This is a genomic window from Variibacter gotjawalensis (assembly GCF_002355335.1).
Classification (GTDB): domain Bacteria; phylum Pseudomonadota; class Alphaproteobacteria; order Rhizobiales; family Xanthobacteraceae; genus Variibacter; species Variibacter gotjawalensis.
This window is the reverse complement of record NZ_AP014946.1, coordinates 1,813,615-1,837,855: the sequence shown is the minus strand read 5'-3', so window position 1 is coordinate 1,837,855 and position 24,241 is coordinate 1,813,615. Positions and strand designations below refer to the sequence as shown.

General features: G+C 60.7%; 25 protein-coding genes and 1 pseudogene. 14 read left to right on the top strand and 12 right to left on the bottom strand.

The genetic code is table 11. From position 1 onward, the window contains the following. Positions 1 to 20: 20 nt before the first annotated feature. From GJW30_RS22610 to GJW30_RS08985, 3 genes are all read left to right on the top strand, one after another. Positions 21 to 854: a hypothetical protein gene (locus GJW30_RS22610; protein ID WP_130364850.1), complete on the top strand. Its 834-nt coding sequence runs from the start codon at positions 21 to 23 to the stop codon at positions 852 to 854. A gap of 25 nt (positions 855 to 879) precedes the next feature. Then, a complete protein-coding gene (locus GJW30_RS22605) occupies positions 880 to 1,845 on the top strand; it encodes a hypothetical protein (RefSeq protein WP_130364848.1) in 966 nt (321 codons plus the stop codon). Between the two features lie 176 nt (positions 1,846 to 2,021). Beyond that, entirely contained in the window at positions 2,022 to 2,321 is a 300-nt protein-coding gene (locus GJW30_RS08985) for a hypothetical protein (protein WP_096354428.1), read from the top strand. A 61-nt stretch (positions 2,322 to 2,382) separates the two neighbouring features. Here the strand turns inward: GJW30_RS08985 and GJW30_RS08980 are convergent, their stop codons facing one another. Then, positions 2,383 to 3,630, bottom strand: coding sequence for a lytic murein transglycosylase (locus tag GJW30_RS08980; protein WP_096354425.1), 1,248 nt, complete (start codon positions 3,628 to 3,630; stop codon positions 2,383 to 2,385). Positions 3,631 to 3,658: 28 nt separating this feature from the next. Between GJW30_RS08980 and GJW30_RS08975 the strand changes: the two genes are divergently transcribed. Continuing rightward, complete coding sequence (locus GJW30_RS08975) at positions 3,659 to 4,219, top strand: NUDIX domain-containing protein (RefSeq protein WP_096354422.1); 561 nt, start codon at positions 3,659 to 3,661, stop codon at positions 4,217 to 4,219. Between the two features lie 4 nt (positions 4,220 to 4,223). Here the strand turns inward: GJW30_RS08975 and ettA are convergent, their stop codons facing one another. Together ettA and GJW30_RS08965 are read right to left on the bottom strand one after the other, a co-directional pair. Beyond that, positions 4,224 to 5,879, bottom strand: a complete 1,656-nt coding sequence (gene ettA / locus GJW30_RS08970; protein WP_096354419.1) for an energy-dependent translational throttle protein EttA — start codon at positions 5,877 to 5,879, stop codon at positions 4,224 to 4,226. Positions 5,880 to 5,999: 120 nt separating this feature from the next. Then, a complete protein-coding gene (locus GJW30_RS08965) occupies positions 6,000 to 6,722 on the bottom strand; it encodes a hypothetical protein (protein WP_096354416.1) in 723 nt (240 codons plus the stop codon). 291 nt (positions 6,723 to 7,013) lie between these two features. On the opposite strand from GJW30_RS08965, the gene GJW30_RS08960 reads away from it, so the two are divergent. Beyond that, positions 7,014 to 7,193, top strand: coding sequence for a hypothetical protein (locus GJW30_RS08960; RefSeq protein ID WP_130364846.1), 180 nt, complete (start codon positions 7,014 to 7,016; stop codon positions 7,191 to 7,193). On the opposite strand, the gene tcuB is transcribed toward GJW30_RS08960, so the two are convergent. The 4 genes from tcuB to mobB all read right to left on the bottom strand — a co-directional run bounded on the left by tcuB (position 7,190) and on the right by mobB (position 10,924). Beyond that, the gene (gene tcuB / locus GJW30_RS08955) at positions 7,190 to 8,326 is read right to left on the bottom strand and encodes a tricarballylate utilization 4Fe-4S protein TcuB (RefSeq protein WP_096354411.1); all 1,137 of its coding nucleotides are present in this window, start codon (positions 8,324 to 8,326) and stop codon (positions 7,190 to 7,192) included. The two genes, GJW30_RS08960 and tcuB, sit on opposite strands and share 4 nt — an antisense overlap. Further along, the gene (tcuA, locus tag GJW30_RS08950; protein WP_096354408.1) at positions 8,313 to 9,695 is read right to left on the bottom strand and encodes an FAD-dependent tricarballylate dehydrogenase TcuA; all 1,383 of its coding nucleotides are present in this window, start codon (positions 9,693 to 9,695) and stop codon (positions 8,313 to 8,315) included. Before tcuA ends, tcuB begins: the two co-directional genes overlap by 14 nt. 1 nt (position 9,696) lies before the next feature. Continuing rightward, complete coding sequence (gene ppa / locus GJW30_RS08945; protein ID WP_096354405.1) at positions 9,697 to 10,227, bottom strand: inorganic diphosphatase; 531 nt, start codon at positions 10,225 to 10,227, stop codon at positions 9,697 to 9,699. A gap of 181 nt (positions 10,228 to 10,408) precedes the next feature. After that, on the bottom strand, positions 10,409 to 10,924 hold the full coding sequence (gene mobB, locus GJW30_RS08940) for a molybdopterin-guanine dinucleotide biosynthesis protein B (RefSeq protein WP_096354402.1): 516 nt from the start codon (positions 10,922 to 10,924) through the stop codon (positions 10,409 to 10,411). A gap of 392 nt (positions 10,925 to 11,316) precedes the next feature. Here mobB and hfq point away from each other — a divergent pair. Then, positions 11,317 to 11,565 (top strand): annotated as a pseudogene (hfq, locus tag GJW30_RS08935) (RNA chaperone Hfq); the annotation flags it as partial. 81 nt (positions 11,566 to 11,646) lie between these two features. Here hfq and GJW30_RS08930 read toward each other — a convergent pair. Both GJW30_RS08930 and GJW30_RS08925 read right to left on the bottom strand, forming a co-directional pair. Further along, positions 11,647 to 12,789 carry an AGE family epimerase/isomerase gene (locus tag GJW30_RS08930; protein WP_096354395.1) on the bottom strand — a complete coding sequence of 381 codons (1,143 nt, stop codon included), beginning with the start codon at positions 12,787 to 12,789 and terminating at the stop codon, positions 11,647 to 11,649. After that, entirely contained in the window at positions 12,790 to 13,821 is a 1,032-nt protein-coding gene (locus GJW30_RS08925; RefSeq protein ID WP_245408741.1) for a mannose-1-phosphate guanylyltransferase, read from the bottom strand. Positions 13,822 to 14,007: 186 nt separating this feature from the next. Here GJW30_RS08925 and GJW30_RS08920 point away from each other — a divergent pair, with 186 nt between their 5' ends. Beyond that, entirely contained in the window at positions 14,008 to 14,325 is a 318-nt protein-coding gene (locus GJW30_RS08920; RefSeq protein WP_096354390.1) for a hypothetical protein, read from the top strand. A gap of 2 nt (positions 14,326 to 14,327) precedes the next feature. Here the strand turns inward: GJW30_RS08920 and GJW30_RS08915 are convergent, their stop codons facing one another. Further along, positions 14,328 to 15,470 carry a DegT/DnrJ/EryC1/StrS family aminotransferase gene (locus GJW30_RS08915; protein WP_096354388.1) on the bottom strand — a complete coding sequence of 381 codons (1,143 nt, stop codon included), beginning with the start codon at positions 15,468 to 15,470 and terminating at the stop codon, positions 14,328 to 14,330. Between the two features lie 201 nt (positions 15,471 to 15,671). Between GJW30_RS08915 and GJW30_RS08910 the strand changes: the two genes are divergently transcribed. Further along, positions 15,672 to 16,685 (top strand): MraY family glycosyltransferase, encoded by a 1,014-nt coding sequence (locus tag GJW30_RS08910; RefSeq protein ID WP_096354385.1) that lies wholly within the window; start codon positions 15,672 to 15,674, stop codon positions 16,683 to 16,685. Here GJW30_RS08910 and GJW30_RS08905 read toward each other — a convergent pair. After that, positions 16,682 to 18,502, bottom strand: coding sequence for an SDR family NAD(P)-dependent oxidoreductase (locus tag GJW30_RS08905; RefSeq protein WP_245408700.1), 1,821 nt, complete (start codon positions 18,500 to 18,502; stop codon positions 16,682 to 16,684). The genes GJW30_RS08910 and GJW30_RS08905 overlap by 4 nt on opposite strands. Positions 18,503 to 18,863: 361 nt before the next feature. On the opposite strand from GJW30_RS08905, the gene rfaE2 reads away from it, so the two are divergent. The 5 genes from rfaE2 to GJW30_RS08880 all read left to right on the top strand — a co-directional run bounded on the left by rfaE2 (position 18,864) and on the right by GJW30_RS08880 (position 22,906). Next, positions 18,864 to 20,309, top strand: a complete 1,446-nt coding sequence (gene rfaE2, locus GJW30_RS08900; protein WP_096354380.1) for a D-glycero-beta-D-manno-heptose 1-phosphate adenylyltransferase — start codon at positions 18,864 to 18,866, stop codon at positions 20,307 to 20,309. After that, positions 20,306 to 21,277: an ADP-glyceromanno-heptose 6-epimerase gene (gene rfaD / locus GJW30_RS08895; protein WP_096354377.1), complete on the top strand. Its 972-nt coding sequence runs from the start codon at positions 20,306 to 20,308 to the stop codon at positions 21,275 to 21,277. Before rfaE2 ends, rfaD begins: the two co-directional genes overlap by 4 nt. A gap of 31 nt (positions 21,278 to 21,308) precedes the next feature. Beyond that, on the top strand, positions 21,309 to 21,608 hold the full coding sequence (locus GJW30_RS08890; RefSeq protein WP_096354375.1) for a hypothetical protein: 300 nt from the start codon (positions 21,309 to 21,311) through the stop codon (positions 21,606 to 21,608). Positions 21,609 to 21,686: 78 nt separating this feature from the next. Continuing rightward, positions 21,687 to 22,136 carry a hypothetical protein gene (locus GJW30_RS08885; RefSeq protein ID WP_096358742.1) on the top strand — a complete coding sequence of 150 codons (450 nt, stop codon included), beginning with the start codon at positions 21,687 to 21,689 and terminating at the stop codon, positions 22,134 to 22,136. Positions 22,137 to 22,228: 92 nt separating this feature from the next. Further along, entirely contained in the window at positions 22,229 to 22,906 is a 678-nt protein-coding gene (locus GJW30_RS08880; protein WP_096354372.1) for a ribonuclease T2 family protein, read from the top strand. Position 22,907: 1 nt separating this feature from the next. On the opposite strand, the gene GJW30_RS08875 is transcribed toward GJW30_RS08880, so the two are convergent. Continuing rightward, on the bottom strand, positions 22,908 to 23,153 hold the full coding sequence (locus tag GJW30_RS08875) for a hypothetical protein (protein WP_130364844.1): 246 nt from the start codon (positions 23,151 to 23,153) through the stop codon (positions 22,908 to 22,910). Between the two features lie 138 nt (positions 23,154 to 23,291). Here GJW30_RS08875 and GJW30_RS08870 point away from each other — a divergent pair, with 138 nt between their 5' ends. Then, positions 23,292 to 24,161: a 23S rRNA (adenine(2030)-N(6))-methyltransferase RlmJ gene (locus GJW30_RS08870; RefSeq protein WP_096354367.1), complete on the top strand. Its 870-nt coding sequence runs from the start codon at positions 23,292 to 23,294 to the stop codon at positions 24,159 to 24,161. The last annotated feature ends 80 nt before the right edge of the window (positions 24,162 to 24,241 follow it).

Below are 24,241 nucleotides of genomic sequence, written 5' to 3'. Positions count from 1 at the left end.
GAAGTTTTTGAGAGCTGTTTATGATCTCGATTTTTCGCACCGCAGCGGCTTGTCTTTTTGTTTCAATGTTATGTTTGGACACTGCAAGATCGCAATCTACCGTTGACGTAGATGGCGTATTCATTGGCAGCGTTTTACACGATGCAGTATCAAGGTTCTCAGGAGCCGTACCCGCTGGTCGCATAAGTCAAGAGCAGCGCAATTTTCAGTTCAAAGGCACTCTAGGCCAATCGTATTCGATTGATGCTTTTCACACACTAACGTTCCGCCAAGACTGGCCCGATGGGAAGGTCGACTTACGAAATCTTGCGTTTACAAGCTCCGTGCACCGCTATCAACTCTTTCAGATTACGCGCGAGTTGACATTTCCTCGTACAGCTCAACCTACTAAATCAGACGTCTGGCGGGCACTCAACGAAAAATATGGCGACCCGTCTGCGCTTTACTCCCGATACAACGGTAACGGCGTCGGTTGGGTGCTAGACGCCAATATGAAGGCTATTCCAATTGGGCCAAACAGTCTCAATCCACATGGGACTCTACCGCCACAACATCCAGCAAATTGTCTCCTGTTCGCATTTCCGTATCAGGGAGAATCTGCGAGCCATTCAAATGCAGACATTCTGAACTTCGGCTATACCAATCATCGGGTTGACAATCTTTGGCATTGCAGGATCGTCATTCTGGCGACTCTCTTCCCTGGCATGACTTCGGATTTGGTGAGCAAACTGACTATGACGGTCATTGATTTCAATTTGCTACGAGACGGCAACAAGATGGTTCGTGATGTGATTGATCAGCAGCTGCAGCAATCCCATCGTGAGTTTGCGCCGGGGCCACGACCACGACTCTGAAGCTATCTGCTATCTAGGAATTTCGATGCGCATTCTAATACTCGCAACAACTGTTGCATCTATTTCAATCAATTCTGCAATCGCTCAAAATCTGGAATCTGGTGGACTAAGAATTGGAACCAATCCGGCGGATCTGATTTCCCAGCTAGAACAGAAACAAGCAAATTATAGCAAAAATTACAGCCGAGTCCCTGTCCGATTAACAGCAACCGGAGACGCAACTTTTTTTTCTGACTATCTCGGTCAAGTATCCGGCTTTCGCGCTTTTTTTGAGTCCGGAGTTGCTCGCGTTACCGAGGGAGGGACCGTATATGAGAGCGAAACTTTTGACCCGCAAACTCGCGCACGCGTCCCAGCGATCCTGAAATATGGCGAACTCTTCTACGCTCTATACTCGTCTCCAGCGTCAGGCCATCGCCTTGTGGTATTGAAACGCGATCTCGTGTTCAGCAAGCAAAGCGATATTGAGGCCGGACGATTTCAGCCTTCGATGGATAGTATCCTACAAGGCTTAGTAACTCGCTATGGGACACCGAACGCGGACTTGAAGTGCTCCTCTGCCACCAACTTTCGGTTTCTATTTTTTTTCTTTCGCGGGGGCGCTCAGGTGCCCACAAAATTCCAGGAAAGTTTCGTAGTAGGGCGAGGAGATCAGCGCGCGTTTTGGGACGCCGAAAAAGCTCTTAAGCTGGACATCGGCTTGGGCCGCAACCCAGCGCAGCCAGATTACATTTCGTGGTGCGATTACTCATCTGCTTTGAATCGCGAGACGGCTCTTGTGGACACACAGCGATTCACTGCTGTCGATGCTATGATTCGCGTAGTACTGCAAGCTGGCACGACCGCTGATTTTGTCGGGCGGCTCCAGATAACTGTTTGGGACATGAAATTGCTTCGAGAGACCGCGGCAACAGATCGCAGCTATATCGATAGTGAATATGCCAAGGCGAAGAGAAGCGGTCCCGCCAAAGGCGCTGCGGCGCCGCTTTAGCATTTGGAAGCGCCAACATAACAACAAACTGAACATACGTTCAGCATTCGCACAGGCTAACCCACGGGATTACCTTCATAATTCAGCCTAATTGGGATGATCAGTTGTAGAAACTCGTGGGTTGCACGTATCTTGTTTCCACAGGCGCCGTTTCGGCCGCCATATCGGAGGGTTCCATGAAGAAGGGTTTGACGGCCCTGATGGCCGTTGGTGCTGTTGGCCTCACAATCGCTGCCAGCATGGGCGATGCGGATGCACAACGCCGCTATCGCGGTGGCAGCGGCGCAGGCGTCGCGGCCGGCATCATCGGCGGTATCGCAGCCGGCGCAATCATCGCTGGCGCAACGCAGCCGCGTTACTACGAGCCGGCTCCGGCTTATGGCCCGCCGCCGCGTTGGTGCTACGAGACGCAGCAGGTTTGGTCGAACCGATATCAGGACTACGTGCCGCGTCGCGTGCGCGTTCCTTGCTACTAATTCCGGCGAGCATTCGCTGATCGAACGGCCGGGCCCATCGCCCGGCCGTTTTGTTTTGTGGTCAACGCGACGACTGCATGTGGCGCAGCACGTCCGTGCTCGGCCAGCAATCGAGTTTGAGGCTGTTCGATTTCTGATACGCACCGAGCGCCGAGCGCGTCAGCATCCCGGCCCTGCCGTCGACTTTGTCTTTGTAGATTCCGCGCGTCGTCATGATCGTCTGCATCGCCTCGACATCGGCGGCGCGCACCTGCGTCGTCTTCGCCCACGGCGTGACGAACGCGCCGCCGCCGGCGATCCGATCCGCGACATTGCCGACGAAAAGCACATAGAGGTCGGAGAAGTTATAGTCCTTGAGCGCATAGTAATTCTTCGTTGTCAGGAATGCGGGGCCGTAGGTGCCTTCCGGCATCAGCAGCGACGCGGGCGCTTTGAGATCGGCGGCCGAAGGTTGGCGGCCAAGCGGCGCGTAGCCGCGCTGCACCCACTGCCCGATCGCGAAGGAATGCTCCGGCTGCGCGATCGTGCAATCGACATTTGCCGGCACTTTCACCTCGTAGCTCCAGCGCTGTCCGCGCTGCCAGCCGAGTTCCCGAATGTGGTTGGCGATTGTCGCCAGCGCATCCGGCACGGAATTCCAGACGTCGCGTTTGCCGTCGCCGTCGAAGTCGACAGCGTATTTGTAGAACCCGGACGGCAGAATTTGTGGATGGCCGAGCGCGCCGGCCCACGACGACTTCATCGCGGCCGACGTGATGTGGCCTTCCTGGATCATTTTCAGTGCGAGCAGAAATTCTTCGCGGAATTGATCCTTGCGGCGACCGAGATAAGCCTGCGTCGCGAGCGCGCGAAGCGCGGAATGCGGAAGTTTGGCCGCGCCGAAATTCGTCTCACGACCCCAAATCGCCAGCACGATCGAACCCGGCACGCCGAAGCGCTGCTCGATCGCAGCCAGCGTATCTTTATGCTTCGCCGCAAGTGCGCGCCCCTGCGCGGCGAGGTTGGCGAGCGATGTTTCCTTCAGATAGTCGGACGGTACCTGGACGAATTCGGCTTGCTCGCCGCGCTGCTTTTCCGGCCGCCCCGGATTCACGAGGTCGGGCAGCCCCAAGTCGGGCGAGAGGCTTTGTGTCTCACGCTCGAAGGTCGCGCGCGCGATGCCGAGCTTCTGCGCCTCAGGCCAGAGCGACTGGATAAACGCCGCAAAGCGAGCGTCTGATTGGGCTATCGCGGCTGGTGTTCCCGCTATGGTGCCCAAAGCGATAAGCAGTGCGCTCAGGTGTGCGCGCGTGCGATTCAATGCATACATGCGACGAGCATATATCAAGGATTGCGGCATGAAGTTGCTTGAGATGAAAACGGTCTACGAAGGCTGGACGAAACTCAGCGTCGGGCGCTTTCGCGCGGACGATGGCGTCGAATTCGGCCGCGAGATCGAGGATCACGGCTCTGCCGTCGGTGTGATGCCGTATGATGCCGAGCGGCGCTGTGCGATCCTAGTGCGGCAATTTCGCGCGCCGGTGTTCGCGCGCTCCGGTGGCATGAGCCTCCTCGAAGCTGCGGCCGGAATTCTCGACGAAGACGATCCGGAAGCCTGCGCGCGTCGCGAGGCAATGGAGGAGACCGGCCTAAAGCTCGGCACGCTCGAATTCGTCTCAGAAGTGGTGACTGCGCCCGGAATCTCGACCGAGACGATGCATCTCTATCTCGCGCCCTACACCGAGGCCGATCGCGTCGCCGCAGGCGGCGGTCTCGTCGACGAGCACGAGCGCATCGAAGTGATCGAGATGCCGCTCACCGAACTCGCCGCGATGGCGGACAACGGCACGCTGACGGATCTCAAGACGCTCGCGCTGGTGCAAACGCTGCGGCTGAGAAAGCCGCAACTTTTCGCGTGACCAACTAGCGCGAGAACTTCTTGTACTTGATGCGCTTCGGGATCGTCGAGTCGACGCCGAGACGGCGCTTCTTGTCTTCCTCGTAGTCCGCGAAGTTGCCTTCGAACCACTCGACGTGGCTGTCGCCTTCAAACGCCAGAATATGCGTCGCGATGCGGTCGAGGAACCAGCGATCGTGGCTGATGATAACGGCGCAGCCGGCGAAATCTTCTAGCGCTTCTTCGAGCGCGCGCAGCGTATCAACGTCGAGATCGTTGGTCGGTTCGTCGAGCAGAAGAACGTTCGCGCCGGACTTCAACATCTTCGCAAGATGGACGCGGTTGCGTTCGCCGCCGGAGAGTTGGCCGACCTTCTTCTGCTGATCGCCGCCCTTGAAGTTGAACGCGCCGCAATACGCGCGCGAGTTCACTTCACGCTTGCCAAGCATCAGCTGATCAAGGCCACCGGAAATTTCTTCCCACACCGTCACCTTGTCGTTCAGCGCATCGCGCGACTGGTCGACATAGCCGAGTTGAACCGACTCTCCGATCGCGATATCGCCTTTGTCGGCCTTGTCCTGGCCAGTGATCATCCGGAACAGGGTCGTCTTGCCAGCGCCGTTCGGGCCGATGACGCCAACGATGCCGCCGGGCGGAAGCTTGAACGAGAGATCGTCGATCAGCAGGCGATCGCCGTAGCCTTTAGTGAGGCCTTCAAAATTGATGACGTTCTGACCGAGACGCTCGGCGACCGGGATGACGATCTGCGCCGTGGTCGGTGCCTTGTCTGAGGCCTTCTTGAGCAGGTCTTCGTAGCGCTGATAGCGCGCCTTCGATTTTGCCTGACGCGCGCGCGGAGAAGCCGCGATCCATTCCTGCTCGGCGGCGAGCGTGCGCTGGCGCGCCTCGTCCTCGCGGCCTTCTTGCTGAAGACGCTTCTGCTTCTGGCCGAGCCAGGACGTGTAGTTGCCCTCGTAAGGGATGCCACGGCCGCGATCGAGTTCGAGGATCCAGCCCGTCACGTTGTCGAGGAAGTAGCGATCGTGGGTGACGATCAGGATTGCGCCCGGATAGTTGCGCAGATGACCTTCGAGCCAATTCACAGTCTCTGCGTCGAGATGGTTGGTCGGCTCGTCGAGCAGCAACAGTTCGGGTTGCTCGAGCAGCAACTTACAGAGTGCGACGCGGCGGCGCTCACCGCCCGACAGGTTGGTGACGTCGGCATTGTCCGGCGGGCAGCGCAAAGCGTCCATCGCCTGATCGACTTGGCTGTCGAGGTCCCACAGATTTTGGCTGTCGATCTGGTCCTGCAGCTGGGCCATTTCGTCGGCGGTTTCGTCCGAATAGTTGGCGGCGATCTCGTTGTAGCGATCGAGCAGCGCACGCTTGGCAGCGACGCCTTCCATCACATTCTCACGGACGTTTTTGTCTTCGTCGAGATGCGGCTCCTGTGGCAGGTAGCCGACGCGCACGCCGTCCGCCGCCCAGGCCTCACCGGTATACTCGGTGTCGGTGCCCGCCATGATGCGCAGCAGCGTCGACTTACCGGCGCCGTTGACGCCGAGCACGCCGATCTTCGCGTCCGGATAGAACGACAGATGGACGTTATCGAGGACCTTTTTGCCGCCCGTATAGGCCTTCGAGAGGCCGCTCATATGGTAGGCGAACTGACGACCGTTCATCGGCGATGACCATCACTAGGGCAACGAGGCGCCAAGCCTTATGGCCACGCCGAAATCCGCTGCCGGTTAAGGGGATTTGCCGCTGATGTAACGATCTCGGCCCGCAAGGGCAAGCGAGGGCTAGTTACAGACCTCGATGGTATCGCCGGTGAAGCCGCCGGCCGTTGCACGCGGGACGAAGCGGCAGCCGCGCGCGTCCGTTCCGGCCGGCCTTCCGGCGCCGCGAGCCGGGCGTTCGGCACGCGACGGTCGTTCGGCGCGCGCCGCGCGGCGATTTTCGGACCGCTGTTCGGCACGGCGGCGTTCGCGCTCCATGGCGCGGCGCTCCTGACGGGTGGGGGCGGCGTGACGGACCGGCTCGCGGCGGTTTGCGCGACCGCGCGGCTGTGCGGCCGGGGGCTGCTCGATGGCGACGCAGGTGTTACCTTGCGCTTCAAAGCCAGGTTGGCACGACAGCGGGCAGACCCGATATTCGTGACGTCGAAGCGCCGCCAACAGGCCGGGGCTGGGCTGGCTCGGGTCGAAACGCCAGCTTCCGTATTGATTGAAGAGTTCGACAGCCTGCGAGTCCGCCGGGGTCCACTGGCCGGTCGGCGCCGATACGCTACAGCCGACGCGGGCAAGTTCCGCCTGCACGATACTGATGGTTTCGGGATCCGGGATTGCCGGCGCGGCTGCAGCCGGAGGCGGCGCGGGCGCAGGCTGTGGGGCAACCTTCGGCGGCTCGGGCTTGGCGCCACCGTCATATTGGGCCAGCCGGGTCTTCGGGGCTTCCGCCAAGGCGGTCCCGATAGCGATGGCTGTGGCGATGGCAATGAGGGCGGTGGTGCGGAACGGGACCATGGGCGTCTTCTTTCACACTGCGGCCTTGGCATTTGAAGCCTAGCCTAGACCGGTCCGTCCATCCATCCCGGCCAAACCTTCGCCCCGTTCTATGGCGGCGGCGTGGCGGCGGATGTGACCTGCATCACAACTATGCTGAATCCCTCGGGGTGCGGATTCCGATTCCGCTAACCATCAGAACTCACGCTTCTTTTACGTGCATTTGAGACAATTGCCCGTGGTGAACCATTTGCCGGTTTCTCGCGACCAATGTTCGAGGCCGCTCATGGCCCTGAACCCCGAGTGAAGACGATGCCGAATCAAGGTCCCCTCGCCCAGCCCCGCAAAGCCCCGCGCTTCTTCCGCGCGCTCGGCCAGAATTGGCGCCGCCTGGTGAACGACCTGTTCGACCCCTATCATCCGGAGCGTCACTACATGCGCGGCCCGGGCCCGAAATGGCGCGCCAAACACGCGCTCGACGCGAAGGCCTAAGACTTCTCCGACATGACCCGGCGTTCGCGCGCATAGCGCAGCAAGGCTGCGTAGCGGTACAGCCCGTGCACGAATTTGCCGTACGGCATCGTCAAGAACAGCGCGAAGACGACGCCGAGATGCAACGCAAGCATCGTCCCCATTGCGGGTGTTGCGCGTAAAAACAGAAGTGCAAATCCCGTCAGGCTCGTCAGAAACAACATCGCGAGGAAGGCGACATCCATTCCGGCGCGTGGTTCGTCGCGCAGCTCTTCGTCGCGAGCCCATTTCTGCATGAGAAGCCCGGCGGGCCCGACGAGAAGCCCGATGCCGCCAAGGCTGCCGAGCAGCACCGGCAGATCGTACCAAGGATACGGCGCAACGCGTCCGAGTGCGTAGTGATAGAGCGTCGCGACGCTCGTGGACGCAAAGCACAGCATGAAGCCGTAAAACGTCGCGTGGTGGTAAACGCGGCGACGATCGTCCGGCTTTTCGTTTTCGTTGTGGCAGCCCGCCCCACCGCCATCGAGATAGCGCAGAGTCGCTGCATCGTGTCCGGCGCGGGCGAAATCGATCGGGCTTGCCGACGGTGCCGCGATGTCGCGCCAGAAATTGCGCAGGCCGAGCGCGAGAGCGACGAGCGCGAACAGGAATACGCCGCCGAATAGCGCGACCATCGCGTTGTGCGGCATCAGGCGGTAGAACGCGCCTTCTCCGATGTGCACGCCGAACAGTACCTTCGGATCGTGCCAGCCGACGAAGCCTGCGATGAAAACCGCGACGCTGAGCGCCGCAATGATGCTGACGGCGAGACCATTGCGATCGAACAGTGGCGCGAGCGCGCGCGGCCAAGCGTAAGCGCGGTACGAGTCCGCGCGCACGGCCGCGAGCACGCGCGGCACGTTGACGTCAAATTCATGCGGCGGCGAGAATTGGCAATCATAGTAGCAAGCGCCGCACGAATGGCAGAGATTGGCGAGATAGTTGAGATCGCCATCCCGGAATGATGTGCGCATCTCCATCGCGGGAAACACCGCGCACAGGCCTTCGCAGTAACGGCATGAATTGCAGATCGTCATCAGGCGATCGGCTTCGGTGAGGATTTGGCTGGCGTGAGCGCCAGGGCGCGAACCGGCGCGTTCAGTTGCGAGCATGGCGCGCGGCCTCCCCGCCCGCGATACGTCCGAAAACAGCGCCGATCGTCATGCCGATGCCGGCCGCATAACCTTGCCCGAGCACATTGCCGGCCATGATCTCGCCCGCCGCATACATATTGGCGGACGGTTTGCCGTCCCGCATCACGATGCGCGCCTCACGTGTCACGCGGGTGCCGAGATACGTGAACGTGATGCCGGGCCGCACCGGGTAAGCGTAGAACGGCGCGTTTTCGATGCGGCGCGCCCAGTGCGATTTCGGCGGCGCGATGCCTTCTGTACGGCAGTCGTCGAGAATCTTGTCGTCGAAGGTGCCGGGCCGAACGGCGGCGTTGAATGTCGTCACGGTCTGCGCGAGTCGCGCCGGATCGAGGCCGAGTTTGCCGGCGAGCTCCTCGATCGTTGCGCCGACGATCGGCGGATAGAGCGACGGCATGAACATATTGAGCACCGACGCATCGAAGACGATGTAGCCGATCTGATCCGGCTGTCCGGCAACGAGGCGGCCCCAAATCGCATAGCGCTTCGGCCAAATGTCCTCGCCTTCGTCGTAGAAGCGTTCGGCATTCTTGTTGACGACAATGCCGAAGATCACACAGTCGAGCCGCGTGATGATGCCGCCGTCGAATTTCGGCGCACGCGCATCGATCGCGACGGCGTGGCATTGCGTCGGATCGCCGACTTCCGCAACGTCCGAGTCCAGCAACATACGCAGCACCGTGCCGCGATTGTTGCGCGTGCCGCGGATGAGGAAATTGTCGGCTGCATCGCCCCAATATTGCTTGAGCCATTCGATGTTAGACTCGAACCCGCCTGCGGCAGCGACAAGCGTCGCGGCGCGCACGGTCTCGGTACCAAACGTCGCCGATAGAAACATGCCGTCTTCGATGTCGAGGCTTGTCACCTCGGCCTCATAGCGAATGTCGACGCCAAGCGCCTCTGCCGTACGGTAAAGCGCGTTGAGCATAGCGCGGCCGCCGCCCATAAAGAACGAATTGGTGCGGCCGAGGCTGAGTGTGCCGCCGAGCGAGGGCTGAAAGCGGACGCCCTGCTCGGGCATCCAAGCCAGCATGTCCTTCGACCGCGCGATCATGTGGCGGGCAAGCGCCTCGTCGGTCTGCCCTTGCGTGACGCGCTGAAGGTCGTCCCAAAATTCTTCTTCGGGGTACGGACCGCTCAGCGTGTCGGTCGCGGCGTCGTGGGCGCAACGCATGTTGCGGGTGTGGCGCGTGTTGCCGCCACGATAGAATTTGTCGGCAGCTTCGAGAACGAGAACCGACGCTCCGGCCCGGCGCGCCGCGATGGCGGCGCAGAGCGCGGCGTTGCCGCCGCCAACGACGAGGACATCGTATTTGGCGGCAAATCCCACGCTACTTTTTCTTTGCTCGCTCGATCGACTCAGTGATCAGCTTCTTCGCCTCGTCCGCATCTCCCCAGCCAAGCAGCTTCACCCACTTGCCGGGTTCGAGATCTTTGTAGTGCTCGAAGAAGTGCTGGATCTGCTCGATCGTGATGTGCGGGAGTTGCGTGTAGTTCAGCACATGCTCGTAGCGCTGCGTCAAGCGCGTCACCGGCACCGCGATGATCTTCTCGTCGCCGCCCGAATTGTCTTCCATCCGCATGACGCCGATCGGGCGCACGTTGATGACCGCGCCGGGAACGATCGGCCGCGTGTTGGCAACCAGAACGTCGATCGGATCACCATCATCCGACAGGGTGTGCGGGACGAAGCCGTAATTGCCCGGATAGCGCATCGGCGTATGCAGGAAGCGGTCGACGACGAGCGTGCCGGCCTCCTTGTGCATTTCGTATTTGATCGGCTCGCCGCCAATCGGAACCTCGATGATGACGTTGACGTCCTCGGGCGGGTTATCGCCGATCGCAATCGCTTCAATGCGCATAAAGAAACTCCCTACGGAACAATGCTTTCGTGGCCTATTCGGAGGCTTTCCGAACTTCTATGATGGCCATATGTCAGATACCTTTAACAAGCCATGACAGCAACTTTGGGCTTGGTCCTCGCGGTCAGCGAGCGAGCTTCATCATGGCCTCTTCCCGACGATTTGGCGGGCGAGGATCTCGCTAAGGCCCGACGACGCTTTCCACCGGCGCCGCCTTCGCCAGCAGCACCTCGGCAATTGCCTGGATGTCGTCGAGGCCGATGACCGGGACTTTTGCTTCCGGCAAAGCGACGTCGGCCGCGATCGCCACGATCATGTCGTCGCCGGGCGACAGAAGCGGCTTTCCATTTGCGGCACGATGAATTTCAAGCTTCGGATGCGGACCGCGTTTGAAGCCCTCGATCAGCACCAGATCGACTGGGCTGAGCTTCTGCAGGAGTTCCGTGATGGGTGGCTCAGGCGCATCGCGCAGTTCATGCATGAGCGCCCAACGGTTGTCCGAGGAAATCAAGACCTCCGTGGCGCCAGCTAAGCGGTGCTCGTACGAATCCTTCCCCGGCTTGTCGACATCGAAGGCATGATGAGCATGCTTGAGCGTCGAGACGGTCAGTCCGCGGGCGATCAGCACCGGGATCAACTTTTTGACGAGCGTCGTTTTACCGGCACCACTCCAGCCCGCCAGCCCAATGACCTTCATGCACAAAACTCGTGCGCGCAACGAACCGTTTTGGTTGTACCGAAGCTGAAATGCATCTTTCCAGTTGGCCCGGCGGAGCGATTGCGGTCAAGCGGCTCCGGCCTCCCAACCAAGCCACCACTCCAGTAATTCGTTGCGTCGTGCGGAAAAACCATCGGAAACCTGCTGATCTTTCGGATTGCGGCGATATAATCGCTTCGGCTGCGCTGTCTTTGCAGCGGTTCGGCGTTTTCTCGCGTTCGACTGGTACGGATGTTGATTGTCCGTAGGGCGGTCCGGTACAAGGCCTCGTCTTCATTTTTGCTCGATAAGAGCGCAATCTCGTTTCGATGTTCAAACAAAGTCGTGCCGGTTGCGGCACGAAGCGCGGGACGTGAGGCCAAAGGACGGCGATGGCAAATAATCCACAGCGGCTCCAGGACACGTTCCTCGATCACCTGCAAAAGAACGCGACGCCGATCACGATCTTCCTGATCAACGGCGTGAAGCTGCAGGGCGTCGTGACGGGTCACGACAATTTCTGCATCATGCTCGGACGCGAGGGCCAAGCGCAGGCCGTCTACAAACAGGCGATCTCGACGATTACGTCGAACTACCCGATCGAGCTGTGGGAAGACGCCCCGCCGAAGGACAAGCCGGCACGGCCGGCTCCGCGCGCGACCGCAACGCGCGCCGTCGTCGTCGAGCGTCGGCCGCTGACACGCAAGCCGCCGCCGCGCTGATCAGGCGATCTTGCGGACGCGGCACGCCTCCGCGATTGCAACGAACACATGGTAAAAAGTGCTCGCCGGCATCACGTCGGTGAGTGCGTTGCCGTCGGCATCGAACTGATCGATCCAGCCGCCGGGAACGAAGCGTCCTTCCGGCGCGAGATAATGCCGGTACAAGCGCTCGAGCGCCGCTGTCGTCTCACGCCGGCTCCCACCGCCCTCTTCCGCAACCGTCAACGCCTTCGCGTATTCGGTCTGCGGCCAGCAGCGATGCTTCTTCGGATGCTCTGCTCCGTCGAGTCGCACTTCGTCGTAGAGCAGGCCTGTGCGCTCGTTGCGATAGCGCGACGCAAAGCTTATGAAGCGATCCGGAGCCGGACCCGGCTCTAATCCGGCGAGCGCCTCGTGACGGCGCAGGAGCCAAGCCCATTCGGCATGATGTCCGGGCTCGACAGGATCTTTCCGTGATCGCAGATCCCACGTGTCGGTGAAGAATTCGCCCAGCGCGCCGTTATCCTCGATGATGAAGTGCTCGTTGAGAAAACCGCGCAGCAATGCGGCGCGCCTTAGCGCATCCGGGTACGAGATCGTTTCGTGCAAGCCCAGCATCGCTTCGAACGCGTGCATATGCGGGTTCTGCCGGCGCGGCAGCGCGCGCGGAATGCCTTCGTAAAATGTGCCGTCTGGCGCCGTCAGATGCTCGTCGAAGAAAGCGAGATTGGCATCGATGAGCTTGACGATTTGAGCGTCATTCGTGATGCGTGCGAGCCAGCCGAGCGCAAGCAAGATGAAGGCGTGCGCGTAAGTATCGCGACGTGAGTCCTGAACGGTTCCGTCGGCGCCGATGAGAAAGACATAGCCCGGCTGCCCGTCAGGCGATGCGTATCGCTTTTGCATCGCATCGAGCGCCTCGAGCGCCATCGCCTTGCCATCGAACCAGCCCAGTGCGGTCGCATGTGCGTACACGTAGATCTGCCGCGCCTGCACGGTAAGTCTACGCGGGGCATCAGCATCCGCATGGCCATCCAGATGGAGCCGTTCGTAGAAACCGCCGTTCGTTCGGTCGCGACCAGCGGTTGCCCACAATGGCAGCGCCGAATTGATCGCCCACGAACGGAGCGTTTGCGCGATATCGTCTTGGGTTTGGCTATCCATTTATTTACTGTCGAGAACTTGTTTGATGTCGGCGGCCCGCGACAGCGGCGCCGTGAATGTGCCCTCCGCGGTCGCGATCAGGACAGCGTCGCGCAAACCCATCGCGGCAGCCGGGATCCCGTCAGTGATGACGAGCGATCCTTTGCAATCTTCGAGCTTCGCGTTGCCAACGACCGCGTTTCCTGACGCATCCTTCTCCAGGACGTCATAGACGGCGGACCAGTTGCCGACATCCGACCAGCCGAACGCCGCCGGCACCGTTGCGACGCGCGCGCTCTTTTCCATCAGTGCGAAATCGATCGAGGTGCGCCGTGCATCCTTGAATGCATTGCCAAGCGTCAGCGTGTCGGCTTCGGCGACACCATTGGCCACCGCCTCCGATGCCGCAGTCCAGATGTCAGGCATATGCTCCGCGGCTTCGCGGGCGAATGCATCGGCGCGAAAAACGAACATGCCGCTATTCCAATCGAAAGTGCCGGCCGCGAGATAGCGCTCGGCAGCGGCTTGCGCCGGCTTTTCGTGGAAGCGCGTCACGGCGAAAGCGCCCTCCGATTTGGGAATCGCAGCGCCGCGTTCAATATAACCGAAGGCTGTCGACGGAAAGGTTGGTCGGATGCCGAATGTTGTCAGCCAGCCGTGTCCAGCGACTTTGCCAGCCGATTCTAACGACGCCTTGAAGGCAGCTTCGTCAGGAATGAGATGATCGCTGGGCAATACGGCAATCGTCACATCGCTACCATGCAAGGTAGCAATACGCGCGACACCAGCCGCGATCGCCGGTGCTGAGTCGCGACGCGCCGGCTCCAAAACGATGTCGCAACCAGAGTTCGCCGCGTCTTCGAGGTCTTCGCGCAAAACGGTGACGAGACCGCCATTCGTCACGAGAACGAAATCTTCGATACCGCAACCTTGGAGCCGACTCATAGTCAGCTGAAACAGTGAGCGCGCCCCGAACAATCTTAGGAATTGCTTTGGCCGAGCGTCACTGGACAGGGGCCACAACCGCGTCCCCGCTCCACCCAAAAGCACCATTGCGACGATTTTTTCGCTTTTTTTCACGCGAGCGCCAACCCCGAGTTCCTGACCTGCGGGTTCCGTCTATAAACGAGTGGTGTTACACCCCCGTAAAGCGATCTCCGCGATTTAGCCGCGAAACCGAATATGATATCGCATGCACCGGCTTTGCGATCGCAGGGCCCCACGCGCGATTGGATTTTCATGCGACGCTTCATTTGCCTTCTTATGTTGCCGGTCTTAGCGGCCTGTACGCATGACCTCGGTGTCGCGAACTACGCGATAGTGGTGCACGAGAAGTACAATCACCTCAAGTGCCCGGAAATAAAAGCACAAATGGCTGGCATTGATGGCAACATTAAGCGGCTGGAAGGACTGCAAGCGAAGGCCGGGCAATCGTCCGTCGGCAGCTTTGTCGGCGCTACCACCTACGGCCCGGAGCTCACTGAAGCACACGGCAATCTCAGAATTTTAAGGCAGACCTACGCGACGAAGAATTGTGACGCCGCGCCGAAGACTTAAGTTCAGCGAAGCGCTGCGCGAACCGCGTCGACGATGCGATCCTGCGTCGGGACTTCGAGATATGGGTGCATCGGAAGACTGATGACTTCGTGCGCGAGGGCCTCGCAAATCGGAGCGCCGTTACCGGCCACCAGATTGTTCTTGTAGGCCTCCTGATGATGCATCGGCTTGCGATAGTAGATCGCGGTCGGGATGCCTACCGCCTTCAGCGTTTCGGCAAGCGCATCGCGCTGCTCGGGCTTCACGCGGATCGTGTACTGCGCCCAGACCGACGTTGCGCCATCGATAACATGCGGCACCGTGACAATGTCGCTTAGCGCCGCATTGTAGCGGGCGGCGATTTCGTTGCGCTTCGCGATCTCGTCGCGGAAGATCTTCAACTTCTCGATCAGCACAGCGGCTTGAATCGTGTCGAGTCGGCCGGTCATCCCGATGCGAACGTTGTCGTATCGATCGACACCTTCGCCATGAACACGCAGCGAGCGCAGAATGGTGTCCAGTTCGGTATCGTTAGTGAAGATCGCGCCGCCGTCGCCGTAACAGCCGAGCGGCTTTGCCGGAAAGAAACTCGTCGCGGTCGCCATGCCGATGTTGCCGATCGAGCGGTCGCGATACGAACCGCCAAACGACTGCGCAGCGTCGCAGAGCATCCAAAGACCATGCGCCTCGCATACGGGCTCGATCGCATCATAGTCGACGGGCTGACCGAAGAGATCGACCGGGATGACGCCGACCGGGTCTAGCCCGTGCTTTTTCGCGGTCGCGATGCCAGCTTCCAGGCTGCGCACATCCATGTTGAACGTATCCGCATGGACGTCGACAAAGACTGCGGTCGCGCCGAACCAAGCAATCACTTCGGCGGTGGCGGCGAAAGTGAAAGCTGGGCACAGCACTGCCTGGCCGGCTTTGAGTTCCTTCGCCATCAAAATCAACGCGAGCGCGTCGGTGCCGTTCGAGCACGAGACGACATGCTTGGCGCCGCAGAATTCCGACAAGTCGGACTCGAGCGTGCGCACCTCTGGGCCTAGGATGTACTGCCCATGCGCCAATACGCGTTCGATCGCTTGCGACACCTGCGGCTGCAGCAGCTGCTGCTGGGCCTTGAGATCGATAAACGGGACAGGTATCGGCGCGTGCTTGTTCATGATGCGGACAATTACTCCTCTGTGATCGGGATGAATAGGTTTTATGCCGCCTGCGAGCAAGCAATACGGGACCAGCGTGATTCACGTTTTGCCTCAGTATCTTGCGTTTCGTGACCAAGACACCTTCAACAGACTTGAGAATCCGTCCCTCGCAGCCAATAAAGACATCGAGGGCTGAAGGATGATTCACAAGGTTTGGCGATGACGGGGCTGCCGGCAGCGGTTTGCGCAGCGGCCATCTGCGGCGTTGTTGTTTGGCTGCTGCTGAAGCCGGTCGTGCCTTGGCTCGCGCGCCGCGCTGTCGCTCAGGTGACCACGCGTTCGAGCCACATCAAACCGACGCCGCAAGGTGGTGGGCTTGTGGCTGTTCCGGCTGCTCTCGCCGGATCTGTGGTGCTGCAGTTTTTCATCGCTGGCGCGCCGGGAATTTCATTTCTGGTGGTCGTTGTTGCGGCCCTACTGCTGATGGCGCTCGGATTTTGGGACGACACGCATGGCCTTCCCGTCGTCCCTCGGTTCGCTTGCCAATTTGCAGCAGTTTCAATTGCGGTCGTCGCACTACCGACCGACGTGCATATCGTTCACGCGGCTCCGTTCTGGATCGAACGCATTGTGCTTGTCCTCGCCGTGCTGTGGTTCGTCAACTTGATGAACTTTATGGACGGGATCGACCTCATAAGCGCCTGCGAGACGGTGTCTATTTGCGCCGGCCTCTTCATTCTTGCGGCTATCGGCGCGGTGCCAAGTGCCGTCGGTTGGCAGGCTGCGACGCTGGCCGGCGCGATGATCGGATTTGCGATCTGGAACGCGCCGCCCGCGCGTGTTTTTCTCGGTGATGCCGGGAGCCTCCCGATCGGTTTACTTCTCGGATTGCTGCTTATCCAAACAGCGAGTGCTGGCGCATTGCTCGCCGCGCTAATTCTTCCGCTGTACTATCTCGCCGACGCAACGTTGACGCTGTTGCGCCGCATGCTGCGCGGCGAACACTTCTGGCAACCGCATCGTCAGCATTTCTATCAGCGCGCGTTGCGCGGGAACTTGTCGCACACGGACGTGGTGCTCCGGGTAGCCGGCCTCAATCTCGCGCTCATCGTGCTTTCGATCGTTGCGGCAACGACAACGCTCCCCCTCGCCATCGGCGCCGCGATAGTGGCCGCGGTGCTTGTCGCGATTCTACTGCGGCACTTCGCGCTGGCCGAAGGCGCGCAGGCTTAAGCCGCCGCGCCGCGGAAATCCGGCACCGCTTCTTTGAAGACCCGGAATACCGCGTCTCGATCGTCAGCAGCGAGCGCCGCGTCCAGCGCGGTCAGCGCGTTCCGGACCTCGGCAAGCGGCGGACATTCGGGCCGCGCAGCGACAACGCCTGAAATCCCGATCTCAGCGGATGACTCGTCGCCGGCGAAAAGCACCTCGTTAAGGCGCTCGCCATCGCGCAAGCCCGTGAATGTGATGTCGATGTCTTCGTAAGGTTCATATCCGGACAGTCGGATCATCCGCTCGGCCAGCTCAACGATTTTCACGGGCTGGCCCATGTTCAATACGTAGATCGATGGCGTCGACCGCTCTGCGCCAAGAGCGTGGCTCGACGCCGTGATCACGAGATCGCTCGCCTCGCGGATCGTCATGAAGTAGCGCACCATATCGGGATGCGTCACCGTGACGGGCCCGCCGGCTTCAATTTGCGTGCGGAAGCGCGGGACAACCGAACCGTTCGACGCAAGCACGTTGCCGAAGCGCACGGAAATCAACCGCGTCGACTCGCCCTTCCGGTTGAGCGGGACGATCGACGAATTTGGGCCGCGCGCAAGGATTTCAGTATCCAGTGCGTGGCAATAGATTTCGGCAAGGCGCTTGGTGGCGCCAAGAACCGACACCGGCTCGACCGCTTTGTCGGTCGAAATCATCACCATGCCGCGAGCGCCGGCTGCGATGGCCGCATCCGCGACATTGATGGAGCCGAACACGTTGGTGCGCACACCCTCCGCCCAATCGCGCTCCACGAGCTGAATGTGCTTGAGCGCGGCCGCGTGGAAAACGAGATCGGGCTGGAAATCCGCCAACATCCGAAACATGCGATTGCGATCGCGTACATCCGCGATGCGCCCATCGATCTCGGTTTTCGTGTCCATCGTCTCAAGGCGATCGAGCGCAGCACGTAAGATCGGCTCGGAATTCTCCAGTACGAGGACGCGCGACGCGCCGAAGTTCACAGCACTCTTGCAAATTTCGAGGCCTATCGATCCACCGCCTCCCGTCACAGCGATGGATTTGCCTTGGATCAGTCGCTCCAAGCGGCGGTGGTCGATCTTGACGCTCGGTCGCAGCAGCAAATCTTCCACGGCAATGCGAGCTACGCGTGGCCGCGCGCTACCTTGCGCACCTTCTTGCAGACCGGCCAGCGTCCGCACCTCGATATCGAGCTGACGCGCGCGTCCAATAATGAATTCCGGTTTGACGGACTCGGCGAGCACACCGCCGGTTAGGATGACTTGATCGATCTTGTGACCGCGGCGCGCCTGCTCGACGACGACGCGTTCGAGATCTTCCAAGGTGCCGAGCACGCGCGTGCCCCGCACCACCATCTCCTGATCCGCTGGCGACGGCGAGAGGATGCCGGCCGGCCAGACTTTTCGCAGCGCGCCGCTCTCAATGGAACGCAGAATCATCTCCGCGTCGGCGGCGCGGCCCATGATCAGAGTCTGCTTGGCGTCCGTCGCTATCGCGCGCTTGCGCAACCGCGAATAGCGGAAGTAGCGGTATGCGATGCGCGGCCCACCCAGGAGCATGAATTGAACGCACCAATAGAGCGCGATCGTTATCTTCCCGAAAAGGAAGCCGCCGTAAATCGTGCTGGAGGCCAAGACGTAGTCGATGACGATTAGCGAAACTGCCAAACACGTCACCGATTTGAAGATATTTGCGAGGTCTGGCAGCGACGCAAAGCGCCATTTGGATTCGTAGAGCCCGAAAATCGAGTAAACGGCAGAGGCGTACAAAGCGAAAAGCGGAATGAAGTAGAGAAGAACGGGCATCCGGTGTTCGATACCGTCGACGTCAAACCGCAAAAAGAAACTGACCAGCACAGCAAGTGATGTCATCCCCCAATCATGCAGGATAACCAACAGCTTACGCGGATTACTGAAAAGCGATTTCAACTGTTCCACAACGCCCTCAACGCCGCGATCGCCGCGGTTTCGCTGTGGTCAAAGGCACCCCCAAGACCATATCAACCATTATAAGCAGAATGCGGATCAGCCGCGACTGCGAATTTTTCGCATCCGCATCGGAGCCGCATGTAGTGGGTGTTAACATATTCGCCGGGTGTTCCTGGGCTTTGGGTGCGACATCAGTTATCACCTGCGCCCCGGCGAAACGTAGAAGCGACGAGTCCGAATGAAGCCTGACGAGCTTACAAACGCGCGCGTATTGGTATTCGGCGACGTGATGCTCGACGAATATGTGACCGGCGTTGTCAGCCGCGTGTCGCCGGAGGCGCCGATCCCAGTGCTGTTGCGCGGGGAGCATCATGCGTCCGCCGGCGGTGCCGCGAACGTAGCGGCAAACATCAATGCGCTTGGCGGCAAGGCAATCCTAGTCGGCTTGATCGGCGAGGACGCTCCCGGTGATGAGCTCGAGCAAATTCTCGCGCGCGCGCCGGGCATCGAGACCCGTCTCGTGCGCGATTCGCACTGCCGCACCACTATCAAGACGCGGTTTCTCGCCGGTGGTCAGCATTTGCTCCGGGTGGACCAAGAACGTCAGCAATCGCGTCACGATTACGGGGTTCGGCTCGTAGCCGCTGCGGAAGCTGCTCTCGCAAATATCGATATCGTCATCGTCTCCGACTACGGCAAAGGCATCGTCTCGGCTCAGGCCTTCGCGGCCCTGGCCGCAGCCGCGCGCGCGGCCGGCAAAATCGTCATCGTCGACCCGAAGCAGTCCGACTTCTCTTTCTATCGCGGCGCGCACTATTTGACGCCGAACCTGAAGGAACTTGCGCAGGCGACAGGTCATTCAGTTGCGAGCGACGACGCGATCGCGGCGGCTTGCCGCGCGGCCGCCGATACGTCAGGCGCGAACCTTTTGGTAACACGATCGGAGCGCGGCATGTCGCTCGCTCTGCCCGGCGAGCCGCTGCGTCACGTGCGAGCGAGCGCGCGCGAAGTGTTTGACGTGTCAGGCGCCGGCGATACGGCCGTCGCGACGTTCGGCGCGGCGCTTGCGACAGGGCATTCACCCGAGCAAGCTATGATTCTCGCCAATGCGGCGGCCGGACTTTCGGTCGCCAAGCGCGGGACTGCTGTCGTCACGGCGCGCGAACTCAGCGACTATCTCGCTGCTGCCGGTGGACCGCACGAAGCGACGCTCGGCCCGATGCCGCTCGATCAAGCCGTCGAACTGCGCCGCTTGTGGCGCGAACGCGGCCTGCGCGTCGGCTTCACCAACGGCTGTTTCGATATTCTGCATCCTGGGCACGTGAAGCTCCTCGCGGAAGCTGCGGCGCGTTGCGATCGGCTGATCGTCGGACTGAATTCGGATCGCTCGGTGCGGGCACTGAAAGGCGCGAGCCGCCCCGTGAACAACTCTGAGGCGCGCGGCGCCGTGCTCGCAGCATTGCGGAGCGTCGATGCGGTCGTTGTGTTCGACGAAGACACGCCGTCACAAGTCATCGATCGGCTCAAGCCCGATCTTCTGGTGAAGGGCGGCGACTACACGAAGGACACTATCGTCGGCGCGCGCGAAGTCGAACTCTATGGCGGCGAGGTGATGATCGTACCGCTGGTCGCCGGCCATTCGACCACCGCGATCCTCGCGCACCGCAAGGAAGCTGCGCAATGATCGTCGTGACGGGCGGTGGCGGCTTCATCGGCTCGCGCGTCGTGGCGCGGCTTGGCGAAGACAATGTGCCGGCCGCCGTGATCGAAGATTTCACGCGCGCCGAGAAGTGGGCGAATCTCCGCGTTGACAATCTGTACGACCTCGTCGATTGGCAGGACGCGTTTGTGTGGCTCGACGCGAACGCTGACGCTGTCTCGGCGGTCGTGCATATGGGCGCGATTTCGTCGACGACGGTTACGGATCTCGATCTCATTCGCCGTAAGAATGTGCGGTTTACGCTCGAGCTGTGGGCGTGGTGCGCTCAGCATGGAAAACCGCTCGTTTACGCCTCCTCGGCCGCGACCTACGGCGCCGGTGAGCATGGTTTTCTCGATACGCTGAGCCTCGACGATCTGCGCAAGCTCAAGCCGCTCAACATGTACGGCTGGTCGAAGCAGGTTGCCGATCTGCGCATTCTGCGCGATGCCGCGAACGGCGCACCGACGCCGCCGCATTGGTACGGCCTGAAATTCTTCAACGTGTATGGGCCGAACGAAGCGCACAAAGGATCGATGCGGTCGGTCGCCCTGAAGCTTTACGAACAGCTGCACGGCAGCGGGTACCTCACGCTCTTCCGCTCGCATCATCCCGATTACGAAGACGGCAAACAGCTTCGCGATTTTGTCTACGTCGACGATGTTGCGGACGTGATCGTCTGGCTGTTGCGGGGTGGCGCCCCCTCTGGTCTCTACAATGTCGGCACCGGCAAAGCCGAACCGTTTCTCGCGATCGCGGAGGCCCTGCTGCGTGAGACCGGCAAGGACGTTCCAGTGACCTATGTCGACATGCCGGCAAATATCCGTGATCAATATCAGTACTACACGGAGGCCGACATCAAGAAGCTGCGTCAAGCCGGCTACAACGGCGGCTTCCGCGACGTTGCGGCCGGGGTCGCCTCCTACGTGAAGGCACTGCAATCCGGTTCTTAGCCGGCGGCCCAATTGCGTGCTAAACTTCGGCATGGTCCGGGTGCTGACGATCCTAGCGCTTTCGGTTCTGGCTCTGCCGGCATCAGCGGCCGAATGCACCTGCCGCGCGCTCGGGCGCGACTTCGTGATCGGCACGACCATTTGCCTCTCGACGCCCTCAGGTGCGCGACTCGCGACCTGCGACATGATGGTCAACAATACGACCTGGCGGTTCTCGGCATCGCCATGCGTTGCTGCCGCACTTGATCCCGCGGAGCAACAACCCACCGAAACCGTTGCGGCCGAGCCACAAGACACAGGCGAGTACGCTCTGGCCCTCACCCAGCCTTGACCCAAAGGTTGCGGCGCGGCACGTTCGCACAGCTTCCGTATGGTGCGCTGTTCCGCGCGCGATCCAAGGACCCGCCGCATGCTTCGCCATCTCGCTTTCGTATCGCTGATTGCCGCCATTGCGGGCGCGGTGTCGCCGGCGCAGGCCGCTGGGTGGCTCGAAAAGAACTTCTGGCTCTCAGGCCCGCGTTATGACGCGGAGCTTCCTGCCTGCGATCACCCTTCGGCGCTGAGCCACATCACAAGTGCATTCGCCCGGAAGGAAGGGCATTTCTGGAATTCCGAGATGCGAATCGAGGAGTTTTTGGCAGTGCGTCAGGTCGCGATCCGCCCGTGGGCCGTGGACACTATTCCCCGCCGATTCTGCACCGGTCAGGTCGTCACCTCGGATGGGAAGAAGCGCCGGGTGAATTATTCGATCATCGAAGATGCGGCCGCAATCGGCGCGTCCTGGGGCGTCGAATGGTGTGTCGTTGGTATGGACCGCAACTGGGCCTACAATCCGGCTTGCCGGATGGCGTTGCCGTAACGCACTGACTACCCTTCATTTTCGGTCTTGAGGCTGTTCGAACGCGCGGTTACGCTGCGCGTATTGCTGCATAGACCTTTGGGAGTGCCGTCGTGAGCTTCACCCGTATCGTTTCGAGGCTCGCTGGCGGCCTCGTGTTTCTTTCGCTGTTCATTGGCTCCGCAAACGCGCAGCAGGACCGGCGGCAAAACGAAGCCGGCAAATTCAATTTCTACGTCCTGGCTCTTTCATGGTCGCCGTCGTTCTGCGAGTCGCGGGGCGAGCGCGCGCCGCGTCAGCAATGCGGATCCCGCCCGTACTCGTTCGTGGTGCACGGTCTGTGGCCGCAATACGAGCGCGGCTATCCGGAATATTGCCAAGTTCCGGCGCCGCGGCTACAGCGCGAGATCATGACGTCGATGCTCGACATCATGCCGGCGCCGGGCTTGATCTATCGCGAGTGGGATAAGCACGGCACCTGCGCCGGCACATCGGCCCGTACCTATTTCGAGAATGTTCGCAAGGCGCGCGCGATCGTCAAAATTCCGGAGCAATTTCTGGATCCGAAAGAGTATCAGACGGTTTCGCCGGACGAGGTCGAAGAAGCCTTCGTCAAGGCCAATCCGGGCCTGACGCGCGAAGCCATCGCGGTCGACTGCGACCGGCGTCACCTGCGCGAAGTACGCGTCTGCATGACGAAAGAGTTGGGCTTTCGGAATTGCGCGGAGATCGACCGCCGCGCTTGCCGCCGAGACAAGCTCGTGATGCCGCCCGTGCGTGGCGGTTCGTAGCCTATCGGGTGGAATCGTCCTTCGAGCGCTGAACCTTGGCTTGCATCTCGCGGATTTTCTCTAGCCCGGCATAGTACATGCCACTAAAGCCACCATGCGCGATGGAGTTCACGTCCGCATGAAACGCCGCTAGACCGGTTCCGAAGTTATCCGGCAACACACGCGCCACCGGAGCCGAACCAAGGCCATAGGCCAAGACGACCGGAGCGAGGACGCAGAGAAATGTGGACAGCTTGGTCGAGAACATTGTCATTGACCCGGCGGAACTAAATACCGTCTCTCCAATTTGCGTTGCATTTGACTATAGGCCTAAGGACCTACCGTCCGATTAAATCGATCGGTCATAATTCGGCTCAGCCGAAGGAAACTCGTAACCAACTGGGCCATGAATTACCGTCACGCCTTCCACGCCGGCAATTTCGCCGATGTCCACAAGCACGCAGCGCTTGTCCTGGTCCTTCAGCATCTGCGGCAGAAGGACGCGGCTTTCCGCGTCGTCGACACTCACGCGGGTGCTGGGCGCTACAACCTCGCCGGCGAAGAGGCCGAGCGCACCGGCGAGTGGCGCGGCGGAATTGGGCGGCTGATGCCCCGACTTCGCGACGCTGCGGACACCGGGAGTTTGACGGCCGAGGCGACCGCATTGCTGAAGACGTACTTCGACGCGGTCGCTGGCGAAAACCAAAACGGTGAGCTTCGTTATCCAGGATCTCCGCTCATCGTCCGCCATCTGTTGCGACCGCAGGACCGTTTGATCGCCTGCGAGTCTGAGCCCGGTGCGGCGCGCAAGCTCGAGCGCACGCTCGGCGTCGACAAGCGCACGAAGGCGATCGAGATCGACGGCTGGAAAGCGCTGACAGCCTATATCCCGCCGAAAGAACGGCGCGGCTTGGTGCTGATCGATCCGCCGTACGAACGGCCGGACGAGTTCGAGCATCTTGCCGGCGCGGTTGCCGAAGCGTGGCGAAAATGGCCGGGCGGCATCTACATGATCTGGTATCCGATCAAAGATGTCGGAGCATCCAACAAGCTCGCGCGCAGTCTCGATAAATCCATCACGACCGGCATTCTGCGCTCCGAACTTTCTTTCGCCGAGACACCAACCGACAAGTTGCGCGGCAGCGGCCTGCTGATCATCAATCCGCCGTGGCGTTTTGACGCTCAACTCCGCGTGATCGGCCCTGCTCTCGCAAAAGCACTCACGTCAGAAAACCCTTGTCGCTCAAGCCTCGAATGGATTCGCGCCGCCGCGTGAGCGGAGGGGTGAGCCGCATCGTCGCACCCGCTAGGCGACCCCTCGTGGCTTGATTACGTTGCGAGCGCACAACCCTGCGA

Bases quoted from the DNA above. Each gene is read 5' to 3' on its own strand.
- GJW30_RS08930 (WP_096354395.1), bottom strand. From the start codon at position 12,789: ATGGATAGCCAAACCCAAGACGATATCGCGCAAACGCTCCGTTCGTGG.
- tcuB (WP_096354411.1), bottom strand. From the start codon at position 8,326: ATGCTCGCAACTGAACGCGCCGGTTCGCGCCCTGGCGCTCACGCCAGC.
- GJW30_RS08925 (WP_245408741.1), bottom strand. From the start codon at position 13,821: ATGGTGCTTTTGGGTGGAGCGGGGACGCGGTTGTGGCCCCTGTCCAGT.
- GJW30_RS08960 (WP_130364846.1), top strand. From the start codon at position 7,014: ATGCCGAATCAAGGTCCCCTCGCCCAGCCCCGCAAAGCCCCGCGCTTC.
- GJW30_RS08985 (WP_096354428.1), top strand. From the start codon at position 2,022: ATGAAGAAGGGTTTGACGGCCCTGATGGCCGTTGGTGCTGTTGGCCTC.
- mobB (WP_096354402.1), bottom strand. From the start codon at position 10,924: ATGAAGGTCATTGGGCTGGCGGGCTGGAGTGGTGCCGGTAAAACGACG.
- GJW30_RS08905 (WP_245408700.1), bottom strand. From the start codon at position 18,502: ATGCCCGTTCTTCTCTACTTCATTCCGCTTTTCGCTTTGTACGCCTCT.
- GJW30_RS08920 (WP_096354390.1), top strand. From the start codon at position 14,008: ATGCGACGCTTCATTTGCCTTCTTATGTTGCCGGTCTTAGCGGCCTGT.
- ettA (WP_096354419.1), bottom strand. From the start codon at position 5,879: ATGAACGGTCGTCAGTTCGCCTACCATATGAGCGGCCTCTCGAAGGCC.
- GJW30_RS08980 (WP_096354425.1), bottom strand. From the start codon at position 3,630: ATGTATGCATTGAATCGCACGCGCGCACACCTGAGCGCACTGCTTATC.
- GJW30_RS08910 (WP_096354385.1), top strand. From the start codon at position 15,672: ATGACGGGGCTGCCGGCAGCGGTTTGCGCAGCGGCCATCTGCGGCGTT.
- ppa (WP_096354405.1), bottom strand. From the start codon at position 10,227: ATGCGCATTGAAGCGATTGCGATCGGCGATAACCCGCCCGAGGACGTC.
- GJW30_RS22610 (WP_130364850.1), top strand. From the start codon at position 21: ATGATCTCGATTTTTCGCACCGCAGCGGCTTGTCTTTTTGTTTCAATG.
- GJW30_RS08885 (WP_096358742.1), top strand. From the start codon at position 21,687: ATGCTTCGCCATCTCGCTTTCGTATCGCTGATTGCCGCCATTGCGGGC.
- rfaE2 (WP_096354380.1), top strand. From the start codon at position 18,864: ATGAAGCCTGACGAGCTTACAAACGCGCGCGTATTGGTATTCGGCGAC.
- rfaD (WP_096354377.1), top strand. From the start codon at position 20,306: ATGATCGTCGTGACGGGCGGTGGCGGCTTCATCGGCTCGCGCGTCGTG.
- GJW30_RS08975 (WP_096354422.1), top strand. From the start codon at position 3,659: ATGAAGTTGCTTGAGATGAAAACGGTCTACGAAGGCTGGACGAAACTC.
- GJW30_RS08870 (WP_096354367.1), top strand. From the start codon at position 23,292: ATGAATTACCGTCACGCCTTCCACGCCGGCAATTTCGCCGATGTCCAC.
- GJW30_RS08890 (WP_096354375.1), top strand. From the start codon at position 21,309: ATGGTCCGGGTGCTGACGATCCTAGCGCTTTCGGTTCTGGCTCTGCCG.
- GJW30_RS08965 (WP_096354416.1), bottom strand. From the start codon at position 6,722: ATGGTCCCGTTCCGCACCACCGCCCTCATTGCCATCGCCACAGCCATC.
- GJW30_RS08915 (WP_096354388.1), bottom strand. From the start codon at position 15,470: ATGAACAAGCACGCGCCGATACCTGTCCCGTTTATCGATCTCAAGGCC.
- GJW30_RS22605 (WP_130364848.1), top strand. From the start codon at position 880: ATGCGCATTCTAATACTCGCAACAACTGTTGCATCTATTTCAATCAAT.
- GJW30_RS08875 (WP_130364844.1), bottom strand. From the start codon at position 23,153: ATGTTCTCGACCAAGCTGTCCACATTTCTCTGCGTCCTCGCTCCGGTC.